General features: G+C 66.7%; 9 protein-coding genes and 1 pseudogene. 7 read left to right on the plus strand and 3 right to left on the minus strand.

Annotated elements, in window-relative coordinates:
* Positions 1-208: pseudogene (locus tag WAZ62_RS20295) on the plus strand (tRNA (adenosine(37)-N6)-threonylcarbamoyltransferase complex transferase subunit TsaD); the annotation flags it as partial.
* A gap of 929 nt (positions 209-1,137) precedes the next feature.
* Here WAZ62_RS20295 and WAZ62_RS20300 read toward each other — a convergent pair.
* Positions 1,138-3,768: a GNAT family N-acetyltransferase gene (locus WAZ62_RS20300; RefSeq protein WP_422645357.1), complete on the minus strand. Its 2,631-nt coding sequence runs from the start codon at positions 3,766-3,768 to the stop codon at positions 1,138-1,140.
* A gap of 72 nt (positions 3,769-3,840) precedes the next feature.
* On the opposite strand from WAZ62_RS20300, the gene WAZ62_RS20305 reads away from it, so the two are divergent.
* Positions 3,841-4,836, plus strand: coding sequence for an NADPH:quinone oxidoreductase family protein (locus tag WAZ62_RS20305; protein WP_422645358.1), 996 nt, complete (start codon positions 3,841-3,843; stop codon positions 4,834-4,836).
* Between the two features lie 44 nt (positions 4,837-4,880).
* On the opposite strand, the gene WAZ62_RS20310 is transcribed toward WAZ62_RS20305, so the two are convergent.
* The gene (locus tag WAZ62_RS20310) at positions 4,881-5,654 is read right to left on the minus strand and encodes an SDR family oxidoreductase (RefSeq protein WP_422645359.1); all 774 of its coding nucleotides are present in this window, start codon (positions 5,652-5,654) and stop codon (positions 4,881-4,883) included.
* A gap of 138 nt (positions 5,655-5,792) precedes the next feature.
* Between WAZ62_RS20310 and WAZ62_RS20315 the strand changes: the two genes are divergently transcribed.
* Complete coding sequence (locus tag WAZ62_RS20315) at positions 5,793-6,695, plus strand: LysR family transcriptional regulator (protein ID WP_422645360.1); 903 nt, start codon at positions 5,793-5,795, stop codon at positions 6,693-6,695.
* A gap of 274 nt (positions 6,696-6,969) precedes the next feature.
* Positions 6,970-13,827, plus strand: a complete 6,858-nt coding sequence (locus WAZ62_RS20320) for a M10 family metallopeptidase C-terminal domain-containing protein (RefSeq protein WP_422645361.1) — start codon at positions 6,970-6,972, stop codon at positions 13,825-13,827.
* A 52-nt stretch (positions 13,828-13,879) separates the two neighbouring features.
* Here WAZ62_RS20320 and WAZ62_RS20325 read toward each other — a convergent pair whose 3' ends face one another.
* Positions 13,880-14,188, minus strand: a complete 309-nt coding sequence (locus tag WAZ62_RS20325) for a hypothetical protein (protein ID WP_422645362.1) — start codon at positions 14,186-14,188, stop codon at positions 13,880-13,882.
* Positions 14,189-14,391: 203 nt separating this feature from the next.
* Here WAZ62_RS20325 and WAZ62_RS20330 point away from each other — a divergent pair, with 203 nt between their 5' ends.
* The 3 genes from WAZ62_RS20330 to ftsL all read left to right on the plus strand — a co-directional run.
* Entirely contained in the window at positions 14,392-14,892 is a 501-nt protein-coding gene (locus WAZ62_RS20330; RefSeq protein WP_422645363.1) for a division/cell wall cluster transcriptional repressor MraZ, read from the plus strand.
* Positions 14,889-15,875, plus strand: a complete 987-nt coding sequence (rsmH, locus tag WAZ62_RS20335) for a 16S rRNA (cytosine(1402)-N(4))-methyltransferase RsmH (protein ID WP_422645364.1) — start codon at positions 14,889-14,891, stop codon at positions 15,873-15,875. The genes WAZ62_RS20330 and rsmH overlap by 4 nt, the downstream gene beginning before the upstream one ends.
* Positions 15,872-16,253: cell division protein FtsL (ftsL, locus tag WAZ62_RS20340; RefSeq protein WP_422645365.1), on the plus strand; the 382-nt coding region annotated here is incomplete at its 3' end. The genes rsmH and ftsL, both read left to right, overlap by 4 nt.

The raw sequence follows: 16,253 nt of genomic DNA on the forward strand, positions 1-16,253 counted from the left end.
CCTGCGCGCCCGGCTCGAGAAACTGGCGGGCGAGGTGGGTTCCGTCTTCGTCGCGCCGCCGCTCCGGCTCTGCACCGACAACGCGGCGATGATCGCCTGGGCCGGGGTCGAGCATTTCCGCGCCGGCCACACCGATCCCCTCGACATCAAGCCGCGCGCCCGCTGGCCGCTCGACCCCGCCGCCGCAGTGGCCGGGGCCAAGGCCTGATCTCAAAAAAAGGCCCGGTCCGGGGCTGGCCGGGACCGGGCTCTAGGGCAGCTCGCCGAAAGCGGCGTGCCGCAGGGTGGAGGGCCCGGGGAGACCGGAGACCCTCCAGGGAACGGATAAGGTCAGATCAGGCCGACGTTCTGGACCGTCTGGGCCGCCAGCGCGATGGCATAGGCGGCGACGACGGTCAGGGCGATGCGGTCGAAGAAGCGGGTGAAGGTCTGCATGGTCGTGGTCCTTTGAATTCGGTCTTGTGTCCACCGCGCGCCGATCAGGCGATCGCGGCGATTTGTCCGGCGCTCTCGATCACCACGGCGGCGGCGTAAAGCAGCGCGGCGGCGGTCATGAGGCTGGCCAGGATCTCGTTCAGGCGCGTGGCGAACATTTTTCAGGCTCCGCTTTGACGGGTGCGGTTCAGATCGCCAGCACGTTGCTGGTCATCTGCACCAGGGCGGCCGCGCTGTAGGTCAGCACGACCAGCGTGGCGATACGGCCAAAGGTCAGCTTGGCGGCGATGTGTTCGATGGTCGTCATGTCCATCCTCCTCGGTCTCTCGTCCGGGCCTGCCCCCTTGGGCCATCGCCGCTGAACGATGAATAATAAATATCCCAAGATTTATTCACTGCAAGCGCTTTCTTGGGGATTTGTGAATATTTTTTGATCCGTTCATTCGTCAACGAGGAGATATCGGCGGAAACCCGCGGAAATCCGGGGTTTCGCTAAAATCTGCGACAAATGTTCATTGATCACGGGCGGCCACAAAGGGCTGCGAGGCACTCCTCCCGGGGGTGCGGGAAGAAGCCTAGGACTGAACCTCAGCCCTGAAAATTAGTCAGTTGGTCGCACCACCTTGGTCGAATGCCCGGCGGCGGGCGCGGGGCGTGAAAAGATCCGCTGGATCGACCCGTCCTGGGTTTCCAAAAGGTCTCTCAGATCCTGAGCACGACATGGGCGACCTCGGGCTCGTCCGGGCTGGACTTGACGATGAAGCCCAGTTCGGTCGCGAGCTGCAGCATGGTCCGGTTCTCGCGCAGGACCTCGCCGTAGATCTCGCGCAGGCCCCGCTCCTTGCCATAGGAGATGATCCGCTCCATCAGCAGCCGGCCGAGGCCACGGCCGAGGCGATCCGAGCGGACGATGACGGCATATTCGCCCTTCTCGCCATCGGGATCGGAGACGAGGCGTCCGGTGCCGAACCATTCGGCCTCGCCCGGGGGGCCTTCGCCCATCAGCACGAAGGCCATTTCCCGGTCATAGTCGATCTGGGTCAGCTTGGCGGCGAAGGCGTGGCTGAGTTCCTTCATCGGCGCGAAGAAGCGAAGGCGCAGATGCTCGGGATTGACCGTGGTCACGCCCTTGATCAGCGGCCGTTCGTCCTCGGGGCGAATCGGCCGCAACTGGTAGTGCTCGCCCACGTCGTCGGTGACCAGGGCTTCCAGGCTTTTCGGGTAGGGCCGGATGGCCAGGCGCTTACTGCCCGGCTGGCTGGCCTCGGCCAGGCGGAAGCGGGCGTCGAGCACGATCACGCCCTCCGGATCGGCGACCAGCGGATTGATCTCCAGTTCGATGATTTCCGGGTGATCGATGGCGATCTGGGCGACGCGCAGCAGCGCGAGTTCGAGCGCCCGACTGTCGATGCCCGGCCGGCCGGGACCGGCGGACAGAAGATTGGCCACCCGGGTCCGGCTGATGGCGTGGCGGGCCAAGGCCATGTTCAGGGGCGGCAGGGCGACGATCCGGTCGCGGATCACCTCGCAGGCCGTGCCGCCGTTGCCGAAGACGACGACCGGGCCGAACTGTTCATCCTCGACGAAGCCGAGCAGCAATTCATGGCCATCCGGTCGGATCACCATGGGCTCGACCGTGAAGCCGTCGATGCGGGCCTGGGGCGCCCGGGCGGTGACCCGGCGCATCATCAGTTCGGCGGCGCGGTGGACATCGTCCGGCTCGTCGAGGCCGAGGGTGACGCCGCCGACCGCCTTCTTGTCGATGGGATCGCGGGTGGCGATCTTCAGCACGATGGTCGCGCCGATGCGCTTGGCATGTTCGGCCGCTTCCGCCGGGGTCGCGGCGAAGATCGGCCGCACGGTCGGGAAGCCATAGGCCGAAAGCAGGCGAAGCGCGTCCGGGCCATGGACCCATTCGCGCCCGGCGAGGCGATGTTCCTCGATCTCCTGCGCGACGGTCAGGCTGTCGACCGTGAAATCCCCGGGCATCGAGGCCGGCGTTTCCGCCAGCAATTCCTGGTTCCGGCGATAGGCCGCCATGTGCATGATCGCCCGCGCCGCCTGCCGCGGGGTCGAGAATGTCGGGATCCCCGAGGCGCGGAGAGCGGCGCGGGCGGCCCTGGCCTCGGTCTCGCCCATGAAGCAGGCGATCAGCCGGGGCTGGCGCCGCGTGCCGAAGCCGCGCAGCGTCGCCTCGACCGCCGACAGGGCGGAAGACACCGCCGAGGGCGTATGAACGACAAGAATGCCGTCGATGCCGCGATCGGCGGCGAGCACCGGCAGCACCTCGGCATAGCGCTCGGGCGCGGCGTCGGGACCGATGTCGATCGGATTGAGATCGGATTTCAGGCCGGGGATGCTGGAGAGACCCGCCAGCGTCTCGCTCGACAGGTTGGCGAGGCGGGCATTGCGCTCCAGCAGGTGATCGGCGGCCAGCAGGCCGGCGCCATAGCCATTGGCCAGGATCGCCAGCCGGTCGCCCATGGCGGCACCGGGAAAGCCCAGGGTGGCGGCGGCGTCGAACAATTCCTCGATGGCTTCGACCCGCACGCAGCCCGCCCGGGCCAGCACGGCATCGAACACCGCGTCGGCGTCGGCAAGGCGGCGGATCGTCGTCGTCGCCGGGGGCAGCGGTCCGAAACGGCCGGCCTTCAGCACGACCACCGGCTTGATGCGGGCGGCGGCACGCAGGGCCGACATGAACTTGCGCGGCCGCGTGATCGATTCCAGATACATGATGATGGCGCCGGTCGAATGATCGAGCGCCAGGTAATCGAGCACGTCGGCCAGATCGACATCGCATTTGGCGCCCAGCGAAACGGCGCGCGACAGGCCGATGCCATTGCCGGCCGCCCAGTCGATCAGCGTGTCGAGGATGCCGTTGGAATGGGTGATGAAGGCGAGGCGCCCGGGCTGCGGCAGCACGGGCGAGACCACGGCCTGCAGGCCGATGGCCGGAACCGCGAGGTTGAAGGCGCCGGGGCCGACGATGCGCAGGCCAAAGGGATGGGCGGCGGCCAGCATGGCCGGAACGATATCCGGGTCTTCCGGCGGGGCGCCGACCGCGAGCACGACCTTGCAGCCCTTGCGGCCCAGGGCTTCGATAAGGGCCGGCGCCTTCTGGAGGTCGCCGTTGAGAACCGCGAGTTCCGGCGCCTCGGCCAGGGCCTCGATCGCCTCGATCGTATCCTCCGCGACCAGCATCCGGCCGTGGAACGGTGCCCGCAACATGCCATTGGCGACGGCGGCCGCGATCGGATCGCGAGCCTCGGCCGGGCCGAGCAGGGCGACGACACGCGGATTGAACAAGTATTCGAGATAACGCACGGTCATGGCCCATCATCCCACGAAGCTGCCCGCTCGTCCCGTGATCAGTTTGGGACATAAATCGAGGAAAGACGATCCATGAAGGCGATGCTTGTGACCGGCCTTGGACTTGGCCCGCGCGGCATGAAATATGAAGAAATCCCCGAACCCGTTGCGGGCAAAGGGGAAATCGTGATCGGCGCGCGCGCGGCCGGGGTCAATTTCGCCGATAGCCTGATGCTGGCGGGGCGGTATCAGACCAAGCAGCCCCTGCCGTTCTCCCCGGGACTTGAAGTCGCAGGGGTGGTCGCGGCGGTGGGCGAGGGGGTCTCCGGCCATGCGGTCGGCGACCGGGTGCTGGCGATTCCGCCCCATGGCGGCTATGCCGGCAAGGTCGCCGTGCCGGCCGAGCGGGCGGTGAGAATTCCCGATGCCATGGATTATGTCACCGCCGCCGGCTTTCCCGTCGCCTATGGCACCTCGCATCTCGGGCTGTGGCACCGGGCGCGGCTGAAGGCCGGGGAAAAACTTCTGGTGCTGGGCGCGGCCGGCGGCGTCGGCCTGACGGCGGTCGAACTCGGCGTCCTGATGGGGGCGGAGGTGATCGCCGTCGCCAAGGGCAAGGCCAAGCTCGACGTCGCCGCGCGCCAGGGTGCCCTTCACCTGATCGATGCCGAGGTCGAGGACCTGAAAGGCGCGATCATGGCCGCGACCGGCGGCGCCGGGGTCGATGTGATCTATGATCCGGTCGGCGGCGCCCTGTTCGAGGCGGGCCTGAAGGCCGCGGCCTTCGAGGCGAGGGCGCTTGTCATCGGCTTTGCTTCCGGCGAGGTGCCCCAGATCGCCGCCAACCGTCTGCTGGTCAAGAATATCGATGTCATCGGCTTCTGGTGGGGCGCTTATGCCGACAAGGCGCCCGAGATCATGGCGCAATCCTTCCGCACCCTCATCGGCTGGTGGGAGGAGGGGCGCCTCCACCCCCATGTCTCGGACACAAGGCCCCTCGCGCAGGCGGCGGAAGCCCTCGATCTGGTGCTCGAGCGCCGCTCGACCGGCAAGGTGGTGATCACGATCGACGAGGCGGAAGGCGCCTGATCGGGAGGGCAGGGCGGCCCGGCCGGGGGGCCGCCCTCCTTTGACTACTTCGTGGTGTAGCCGCCGTTGACGAGAATGGTCTGGCCGGTCATCCACCAGCCATCCGATACCAGGAAGCGGATGAAGGGGACGATATCCTCGATATCGGTGAGGCCGGTGCGCGAGAAATTCGACAGGGCGGCGGCCGTCTTGTGATAGGCGACGGCGTCAGGCCCTTCCGCCGGATAGAAGAAGGGCGTGTCCATGGGGCCGGGGCCGATCGCGGTCACCGAGATGCCGCGCGCGCCGAATTCCTTCGATGCCGCCCGGGTGAAATGCTCGACCGGCGCCTTGGTCCCGGCATAGGCCGCGTAGAAGGGCGTGTAGGCGCCCAGCAGCGATGTGACCAGCGTGCAGACCTTGCCGTTGTCGTTGAGGTTGCGGCCGGCTTCCTTCAGGAAGAAGAAGGCGGATTTGGCGTTCACCGCCGACATCTCGTCGTATTCCGCCTCGGTGATGTCGACCATGGGCTTTTTCAGCACCTTGCCGACGGTGTTGATGGCGATATCCGGCCGGCCGACGGCGGCGATCGTGTCGGCGAACAGTTTCTCGATCCCGGCTGCCGTGGTCAGGTCGGCCTGAAAGGCGGCGACCTCGGCGCCCGCCGCCCGGATCGCGGCGATGGTCTTCACCGCATCGGCCTTGGTCGCCTCCGAATTATAGTGAATGGCGACCGCCTTTGCGCCCTGCTCGGCGAAATCCCGGGCCAGCAGCCCGCCCAGATTCTTCGCCCCGCCGGCGATCAGGACGGTTTTGCCTTTGATGCTGTGATCGGTCATGGCCTCGGCTTCCCTGTGTCAAACGCAACAGCAGGCGCAGTTGCTTCAGGTCGGCAGGATGCCGTCTGGATTTTGCAGATAAAGTCCATCATTCTGACATGATATGTCACAAAATCCGTGCAATTGAGGGCAGCCGCCTTGGACCGTATCGACCTGTTCCGCATTTTCACCCGGGTCGTCGACTGTTCGAGCTTTACCCGCGCGGCCGATACGCTCGGCCTTCCGCGCTCGTCGGTCTCGGCCGCGGTGATCGAACTGGAGGCGCGGGTGGGCGCGCGGCTGTTGCATCGGACAACCCGGAAAGTGGCGCCAACCCAGGATGGCGCGGCTTTCTACGAGCGCTGCCTGCGCCTCATCGCCGATGTCGAGGAGACCGAGGGACTGTTTCGCCACAGCGCCACCGGGCCGGCCGGCCGTCTCAGGATCGATGTTCCGGGGCGGATCGGCCGGCTGATCATCGCCCCGGCCCTGCCGACATTGCTGGCCAGCCATCCCCTGCTCGATATCGACCTGCGGGTGACCGACCGGGCGGTTGATCTGGTCGAGGAGGGTATCGATTGCGTGCTTCGCGTCGGGCCGCTGGCCGACTCCGGCCTCGTCGCGCGCAAGATCGGCGATCTCGAGCTGATCAATGTCGCCAGTCCCGGCTATCTCGCCCGCCACGGCGCGCCGACGTCGCCCGCCGATCTCGATGGCCATGTCGCCGTCAACTATGCCTCGCCTTCGACCGGGCGGATCGAGAACTGGGAATGGCTCGAGGCGGGCGAGGTCCGGGGCCGGCCCCTGCCGGGCCGGGTCACCGTCAACAGCGCCGAAGCCTATATCGCCTGCTGTCTCGCCGGCTTGGGCCTGATCCAGATTCCGGCCTATGACGTCCAGTCCCACCTCGCGAAGGGCGAGTTGGTCGAGGTCATGCCGGGCTTTCGCGCCGAGGCGATGCCGATGACGCTGCTCTATCCCCACCGCCAACATCTCTCGCGGCGCCTGCAGGTGTTCGCGGATTGGCTGGACGCGCTGCTCAGGCGGGCGATCCCCGGCTGAAACCGGCCGAAGGTGGGTTGTTCGACGCCCGCCGATGATCGTGTTCGATGGAGCAAACGGGTCAGCTCCATCGCAGCATGGCTAACCTGCCTGTGCTGTCAATTCGCGAGCAATTCCCACCGCTTAGACACGCAGTAATCCTGTTGCTTTAGGTCACCGACAGGACATACTTCCGCCCTATTGTTCCGGGGGGGGGACACTTATGAGCGGTTCTGGTACAACTTATGCGTCCGTCAATAAAAAGGCGGGCGACACGGGGGATATTAACGGTCTTTTGTGGGGGTACAAATGGACCCTCACGACACTGACCTACGCCTTTACCAGTTCTTCCGTCGAATACACGGATGACGGCTACGAAGCGGTCAACGGCCACGTCGCCTTCAACGAAGCCCAGAAGGCCGGCGTCCAGCGCATGCTGGACAATGTCGCGGCCGTCACCCAGTTGAGCTTCCAGCTCACGACCGACACCAGCGCCAACCTGCGCTTCGCCATGGTGGACTCGCTCGACACCGGGGCGACGGACACGCTGCATGTGCCGGGGGGATCGAATAATTCCGCGGAGGCGACGCCCCCCGACCCGACCAATTTCCCCGACTATGCCCATGGCGACGCCTGGTTCAACAAGACCACCTACAACAACCCCGTACCCGGCACTTTCGGCTGGGCCGCGGGCATCGCGCATGAGATCGGCCATGCGCTGGGCCTGAAACACGGCCACGCCACCCAGACCGTCCACGGCGAGGCATTCCCGAGGCTGCCCAGCGACCACGACAGCCAGGAATACTCGATCATGACGTACAAGCGGTACGTCGGCAGCCCGACCGTCGGCAATACGGCGGCGGACTACCCGATCGGGCTGATGCAGGCCGATATTGCCGCGCTGCAATATCTCTATGGTGCCGACTTCACGACCAACGCCGACAATTCGATCTATAGCTGGAGCACCACCACCGGCCGGATGTCGATCAACGGCACGCCGCAGCAGGACCAGGCGCCCGCGCGCAACATGATCTTCCAGACCGTCTGGGACGGCGGCGGGATCGACACCTATGACTTCTCGAATTACGGCACCCAAGCCCTGACCATCGACCTGCGGCCGGGCAACTGGACGACGGTCAGCAATGAAGCGCTGAACACGCAGCGCGCCTGGCTCGGCGCCGACGACGGCACCAACCATTTCGCCCGCGGCAATATCGCCAATGCGTTGCTCTACGACAACGATACCCGCTCGCTGATCGAGAATGCCGTCGGCGGCGCCGGCAACGACACGATCACCGGCAACGACGCCGACAACGTGCTGGACGGCCGGGGCGGCGGCGACACGCTCGACGGAGGGAACGGCACGGACACGGTGAGTTACAGCGCGTCCAGCGCCGCGGTCACCGTCAACCTGGCCCGCGCGAAACTCGACCCGTCTCATGCCCAATACATTGCCCCCACGGGCGGCGATGCGACCGGCGACCGCCTGATCTCGATCGAAAATCTGACCGGCAGTTCCTTCGACGACACGATCACCTCCAGCACCACGACGACCGTCATCCGTGGCGGCCTGGGGGCCGACAGCATCACCGGCGCCCTCGGCAACGAAACCTTCCATGGCGCGGACAGCAACCTCGTCGTCAACGGCGGCTTCGAAGTCATCGCCAATCCGGTCATCCGCACGAACGGTTATGTCACCTCGGTCAGCCAGGTCGACGGCTGGACCAGGCTGTCGGGGCCGGGGATGGAACTGTTCACCGTGGGCGACGCGGGCGTTCCTTCGGAGGGCAAGTTCGGCCTGGACATGGAGCAATACAGCTCCGCCTCCAATATCTCGATCACCCAGCAACTGACGCGGGCCGAAGACGGCGTGCTCTATCGCCTCGCATTCGACGCGAGCAAGCTCGACGGCTCCGGCGCCCGGCTCGAGGTCTATTGGGGCGGCCAGAAGCTGAACTGGACCATCGACGGCAACACCAATGCCTATATCGACCCGACCACGAGCACGCTGGTCTACTATATCGACCTCGTCGGCGGGGCGGGCAGCGGCGGCGACAAGAACCGCCTGACCTTCAAGGAAATCAGCACCGATTCCGATGCCAGCGGCACGCTGCTCGACAATGTCCGCATGTATCGGGTCGACCCGAACACGGCCAAGGCCGACGACGACGATCCCTATACGGACGGCGGCGACACGTTCACGCCCGGCACCGGCTCGGACACTGTTTTCGGGCATGGCGGCAACGATACCGCGATCTTCAACGATACGGCGGGCGGCACCGACAATTATGACGGTGGGTCGGGTGACGACGACCTGCTGGTCATGGACTGGTCCGGGGCGCAGAGCGCCATCCTCTATAGCGCGCTGGGCACCACGAGTTCCCCGGTGATCGGCGAGGCCGGGAATTATCGCATCTTCAGCAACGGCCAGAACCTCTACTTCAAGGAAGTCGAGCGTTTCAACCTGACCGGCGGCGCCGGCGGCGACATGCTCCGGGGTGGCGAACGCAACGATACGCTGAGCGGCAATGGCGGCGACGACACGCTGGCCGGTGGCGGCGGCGTCGACACGCTCCGGGGCGGCAACGGCTTCGACCGGGCCGTGATCGGCCTGTCGGGCGGCAACAATACGATCGTCCTGAAGGACGCCATGGGTAACGGCACCGTCACGCTGTCGAATGGCACCATCCTTTCGTCCATCGAGGCCATCGACCTCGAGGCGGGCGACGGCAATGATTTCCTCGACGTGCGCGGCACGGTCATCAATCCCGCCGGCCTGCCGTCGACCGATCCCAGCTTCCAGCGCACCAGCACGTATTTTGACGGCAAGGGCGGCAACGACACGCTGGCGGTCGACCTGGCGACTTCTTACGGCGCCACGTTCAATGGCGGACTCGGCAGTGGCGACCTGCTCGTCATGGACTGGTCGGCCGCTTCCTCCGGCATCTTCCTGCAGGACAATATCTATCGCAGCTATTCCCACACCGTCACCGTCGTCAGCGAAGGCGTGTCCTATTCCACCGACTATTTCTTCACGACATCCTTTACCGGCGTCGAGCGGTTCGATTTGACGGGCGGCACCGGGAGCGACCACCTCTATGGTGGCAGCGGCGCCGACCGCCTGGGCGGCGGCCGCGGCGGCAAGGACGTGATCGAGGCGGGGGCCGGCACCGACACGCTGGTGGTCGATTGGGGGGGCGTGGCCGGTTACGGCATCTATACCTTCGACTTCGCGGGCAGTCTGGCCGCCGGCTACAGCGGCAATTACCGCAGCGACCCCGACTATGCGGAACGGAACCGGGTCGATTTCACCGGGATAGAGCACTTCGACATCAGGACCGGCGATCAGAACGACAGTATCGCGACGGGCGACGGCGACGACACCCTCAATGGCGGCGCCGGCAACGATACGCTGGCCAGCGCCAAGGGCAACGACGTCATCGACGGCGGGTTGGGCGACGACCGCTGGGTCGCGGACCAGTCGGGCCTCACCGCGCAGCGCCCCATGGTGCTGAACCTGCGCAGCGCGACGCCCGCGACCTATGGCTCGGGCGGTTCGGTGCGCGGCATCGAGATGCTGACCCTGACCACGGGCGCCGGCAACGACACCATCACGACCCTGATCTCCTTCCTGAACGACAGTCTGACGACGGGCGCCGGCAACGACACGGTCACGGTCGCCGGCGGCAAGGATGTGGTGACCGCGGGCACGGGCACGGACACGCTGATCGTCGACTGGTCCGGCGTCGCCGGTTACGGCAGCTACAGTTTCGAATTCGCCGGCAGCCTCGCCGCCGGCTACAGCGGCATTTACCGCTCGGATCCCGACTATTCGGACCGTAACCGGGTCGATTTCTCCGGCATCGAGCATTTCGACGTCAAAACCGGCGACCAGGGCGACAGCATCACGACTGGCGACGGCAACGACAAGGTCGCGACCGGCGCCGGGGACGACACCATCGTCAGCGGCAAGGGCATCGACACCATCGACGGCGGCGTGACGATGGTGGGCGAGGTCGCGACGACGGGCGCCGACCGCTGGCATGCCGATAAGTCCAATGCGGCGGTCGACATGACCATCGACCTTACCCGTTCCTCCTCCAGCTACCGGCTGACCGCGGACGGCGCGCTCGGCAAGGTCAGGGGGATCGAGGCGCTGGGCCTTGGCAATACCGACGGCAACCGCTTCGCCACCGGTGCCGGCGACGACAAGATCGTCACCCGGGCCGACTTCCTCGGCGATTTCATCGAAACCAATGGCGGCGCCGACACCATCACGGTCAAGGCGGGCAAGGACGTGGTCCTGGCCGGCGACGGCACGGACACGCTGATCGTGGACTGGTCGGGCGTCACCGGTTACGGCTTCGGCACCTACGACTTCACCGGCAGTCTGGCCGCGGGATATGGCGGCACCTACCGCGCTGATCCCGACTATTCCGACCGTAACCGGGTCGATTTCTCCGGCATCGAGCATTTCGACATCAAGACCGGCGATCAGAACGACGGCATCGCGACGGGCGATGGCAACGACAAGGTGGCGACCGGCCTCGGCGACGACACCATCGTCACGGGCAAGGGCACCGATGTGGTCGACGGCGGGACGGCGGGGGCCGACCGCTGGCAAGCCGACAAATCCGATGCGACGCTGGCGATGATCATCGACCTCAACCGGTCGTCCTCCAGCTACCGATTGACCGATGGCGGTGCCCTCGGCTCGGTCAAGGGGATCGAGGCGCTGGGGCTCGGCAACAGCACGGGCAACCGCTTCGCCACCGGCGCGGGCGACGACAGGATCGTCACCCGGGCCGATTTCCTCGGCGATTTCATCGAGACCAACGGCGGCGACGACACCATCACGGTGAAAGGCGGCAAGGACGTGGTCCTGGCCGGCGACGGCACGGACACGCTGATCGTCGACTGGTCGGGCGTCACCGTTTACGCCTTCGGCACCTATGATTTCGCCGGCAGCCTTGCCGCGGGATATGGCGGTACCTATCGCGGGGACCCCGACTATCCGGAACGGAACCGGCTCGACTTCGCGGGGATCGAACATTTCGACATCAAGACCGGCGCCGGCGACGACGGCATCGCGACCGGCGATGGTGACGACAGGCTGGCGACCGGCGCCGGCAATGACACCATCGTCAGCGGCAAGGGCACGGACATCATCGACGGCGGCGCCGGCGGTGCCGACCGCTGGCAGGCAGACAAGTCGGACGCGACCCTGGCCCTGATCATCGACCTGACCGCCTCGTCTTCCACCTACCGTCTGGCCTCTGGTGGGGCGACAGGGACGGTGAAGGGCATCGAGTCGCTGGGCCTTGCCGGCGGCGGCCGCTTCGCCACCGGCTCCGGTGCCGACCGGATCGTCACCCGGGCCGATTTCCTGGGCGATTTCATCGAGACCAACGGCGGCGCCGACATCATCACGGTCAAGGGCGGCAAGGACGTGGTCCTGGCCGGCGACGGCACGGACACGCTGATCGTCGACTGGTCGGGCGTCACCGGTTACGGTTTCGGCAGCTACGAATTCGCCGGCGACCTGGTCACAGGGTATGGTGGCACCTACCGCGGCGACCCTGACTATGTGGAACGGAACCGGGTCGATTTCGCCGGCGTCGAACACTTCGACATCAGGACCGGCGACGGCAACGACGGCATCGCGACCGGCGATGGCGACGACAGGCTTGCCGGCGGGGCGGGCGACGACACGCTGTCGTCGGGCAAGGGCAACGACGTCATCGACGGCGGCCTCGGCACCGACCGCTGGGTGGCCGACAAATCGGCCTTGACGGGGTCGCAGGGCTTCACCCTGAACCTGCGCAGCGCCACCGCCTCGACCTATGGCTCCGGCGGGTCGGTCAAGGGCATCGAGATGCTGACCCTGACCACGGGGGCGGGGGCCGACGTCATCACGACGCTGGCCAGTTTCCTGAACGATACGATCGACACGGGGGCGGGCAACGACACGGTCACGGTTGCCGGCGGCAAGGATGTCGTGGCAATGGGGGCGGGCACCGGCGATACGCTGGTGGTCGACTGGTCCGGCGTCACGGGTTACGGCTTCGGCAGCTACGACTTCGCCGGCAGCCTGGCCGGCGGCTATGGCGGCACCTATCGCGGGGACCCGGATTATGGGGACCGGAGTCGGGTCGATTTCTCGGGCGTCGAGCACTTCGACATCAAGACCGGCGGCGAGGGGGACAGCATCACCACGGGGGACGGCAACGACACCTTGAGCGGCGGCGCCGGCAACGACACGCTGTCGTCGGGCAAGGGCAATGATGTCATCGACGGCGGTATCGGCAGCGACCGCTGGGTCGCGGATAAATCGGCGCTGACGGCGGGACAGGCCTTCGTACTGGACCTGAACAGCACCAGTGCCGCCGCCTATGGCACGGGCGGCTCGGTGCGCGGCATCGAAATGCTGACGCTGACCACGGGCGCCGGTGCCGACGTCATCACGACACGGGCCGATTTCTTCCAGGACACGGTCACCACGGGCGCCGGCAACGATACCGTGACCGTCGCCGGCGGCAAGGACGTGGCGGCATTGGGAGCCGGCAGCGGCGATACGCTGGTGGTCAACTGGTCGGCGGTGTCGGGTTACGACATCTACACCAACGGCTTCACGGGCAGCCTGGCCACGGGTTACAGCGGCATCTATCTCTCCGCGCCCGATTACGGCGACCGGAACCGGGTCGATTTCTCGGGTGTCGAGCGCTTCGACATCTGGACCGGCAACGGTAACGACAGCCTCAGCACCGGGGATGGCAACGACATTCTGAATGGCGGCGCCGGCAACGACGTCCTGTTCGGCTTCGGCGGCGCCGACACATTCATGTTCAGCACCGCGCTCGGTGCCGGCAACACCGACACGATCATGGATTTCACTGCCGCGTCCGCGCCGGTGCACGACCTGATCCAGCTTTCGGTCCTCATATTCGACACACTGGCGCTCGGTGGTCTCGATGCCTCGGCTTTCAAGGATATCTCGGCCGGGGTCGCGGACGACAGCGACCTGATCCTCTACAACGGATCGACGGGTGAACTCTTCTTCGACGAAGACGGATCGGGCGAGATCGAGATGATCCAGTTTGCCACGCTGGCCAACAAGGCCGCGCTCAGCAGCATGGATTTCCTGGTGGTCTGAAGCGTGACGGGGCCTGGCCGCCAAGGCCGGCCCCCGGTCATCGCCGCCACCGTCATTCTTCCCCGTCCCGGCGCAGGACAGCGATCGGGCCGGACGGAGAGTGCGCGGTGCCGGCTTCAATTCCAGCCCCCGCAGCCAAATACTCGAACACGCTCAGGTGCTTGATCAAAAGGCCGTCCCTCGAAGGCGGCCTTTTGCCATTCGGCCCAGACTGAAGGCTGGGTTCCGCCGGGCGGAGATTGACGCGATGGCAGCTTGGATCTGGAGCGGCTGACAGTTCCCGGGCCTGCGGCAGGATCTCGGCATCCGGCGGTCGCAGGGTCGGAACACGCGGCAACGCGAGCTTACCGAACAGCGCCATGCGGAGAGTCCGGGGCGGGGCGTCACCGCCGTTTCACGGCTTTTAAATGAGCAAACAGGTCTCGCCAGGGGTTCATTCCTGCCATTTACCTTGTCCGCCCATTGACCGCCCATCTTTACCCATGATATCCCAAGACATCCCATCCCGCAGGCGCGACAAGCCCCTGACCCGTCGCAGCGAGCGGGGTGGACCGGGGGCATTCGATGCTGGCGTTGTTCACGTCCACATACACCAACAAGGTGGACAAGAAAGGGCGGGTTTCCGTCCCGGCGCCCTTCCGCACGCTTGCCACGTCCCAGGGCTTCAACGGTGTTTTCGTCTATCCGTCGCTCGATCATCCGGCGATCGACGGCTCGGGTGCCGCCTATTTCGAGCGGCTCGCCGCCATGGTCGACGAACTGCCGCCTTTCTCGGCGGAGCGCGAGGCTTTCTCGACCGCGATTTTCGGCGCCTCCCATCAGCTCGGCTTCGACCCGGAAGGCCGCATCATCCTGCCGGAAAGCCTGATCGCCCATGCCGGCCTGTCGGAAGCCGTGGTCTTCGTCGGCCTTGGCCAGCAGTTCCGCATCTGGGAGCCGACCGCCTTCGCCGAGATGAACGCCAAGGCCGCCCAGATCACCCGCGAGACGCGCGGCCGTCTGTCCTGGCCCGCCCGCCCGCCGGTCACCGGCAACGGCACCGGGAACGGGGGAGGCGCGGCATGAGCACGATGCTGAATACTGAAGGCCCCCATATCTCGGTCCTCGGCCGCGAAGTGGTCGAGGCGATCGCCCCCGCCCCCGGCGAGACCATCGTCGACGGCACTTTCGGCGCCGGCGGCTATGCCCGGGCCTTTCTGGGCGCGGCGCCGGAGCTTGTCGTCGGCATCGACCGCGACCCGACGGCCGTCGCCCGGGGCCGCGCGTTCGAGGCGGAATTCGGCGCGCGTTTCATGATGCTCGAAGGCTGCTTCGGCGACATGGAGGCGTTGCTGGCCGCCCGGGGCATCGATGGCGTCGATGGCGTCGCCCTCGACCTTGGCGTGTCCTCCATGCAGTTCGATCAGGCGGAGCGCGGCTTTTCCATTCGCGAGGACGGCCCCCTCGACATGCGCATGGGCGGTCCCGGCCGCACCGCCGCCGACATCGTGAACGAGACCGCCGAAGAGGATCTCGCCAACATCATCTACGACTACGGCGAGGAGCGCGCCTCGCGCCGGATCGCCCGTTTCATCGTCGCGGCCCGGGGCGATGCCCCGATCACCAGAACGCGGACCCTGGCCGAGATCGTCGCCCGCGCCATCGGCCGCGGGGCGGAGCGGGACCGCATCCATCCGGCGACCCGGACCTTCCAGGCCCTGCGCATCGCCGTGAACGACGAGTTGGGCGAACTCGACCGGGGCCTCGCCGCCGCCGAGCGCCTGCTGCGCCCGGGCGGCCGCCTCGCCGTCGTCTCCTTCCACAGCCTGGAAGACCGGGCGGTGAAGCGTTTCCTGTCAAAGCGCGCCGGGGCAGAGGGTGCCCCTTCGCGCCATGCGCCCGTCCGTGCCGGCGGACGGGCGCCCAGTTTCGAACTTCTCTTCCGGGGCGCGGCCAAGCCCGCCGAGGACGAGATCCGCGTCAATCCGAGGGCCCGTTCGGCCCGCCTGCGCGCGGCGCGGCGGACCGAGGCCCCGGCTTTTTCCGATATCGAGGAGGCACGCCGATGAGCCGAATCCTGACCCTGGCCGCCATCGGCCTCGCTGTCGGCACCGCCGCCACCCTGTATCAGGTGAAATACGAAGTCCGTCTCCTCGAGCAGGAAGCGCGCGAGCTGCATCGCGGCGTCACCCGCGAGCGCCAGTCGATCCAGGTGCTCGACGCCGAATGGGCCTTCATGAACCAGCCGTCCCGCATCCAGGACCTCGCGGAGCGCTATCTCGACCTGAAGCCGGTGAAGCCGTCGCAGATCACCTCGATCGACCGTCTGCCGATGCGCCCGGTCGAGCCGGCGCCGGCCCCCGGTTCGGCGACCCCGGGTGAAGGGCTGATCGCCTATGCCCTGCCGCCCGGCGGCACCAATGTCGCGGGCGTGCCGATGCCGACCC

The sequence above is a fragment of the Zavarzinia sp. genome (assembly GCF_049306435.1).
Taxonomy (GTDB): domain Bacteria; phylum Pseudomonadota; class Alphaproteobacteria; order Zavarziniales; family Zavarziniaceae; genus Zavarzinia.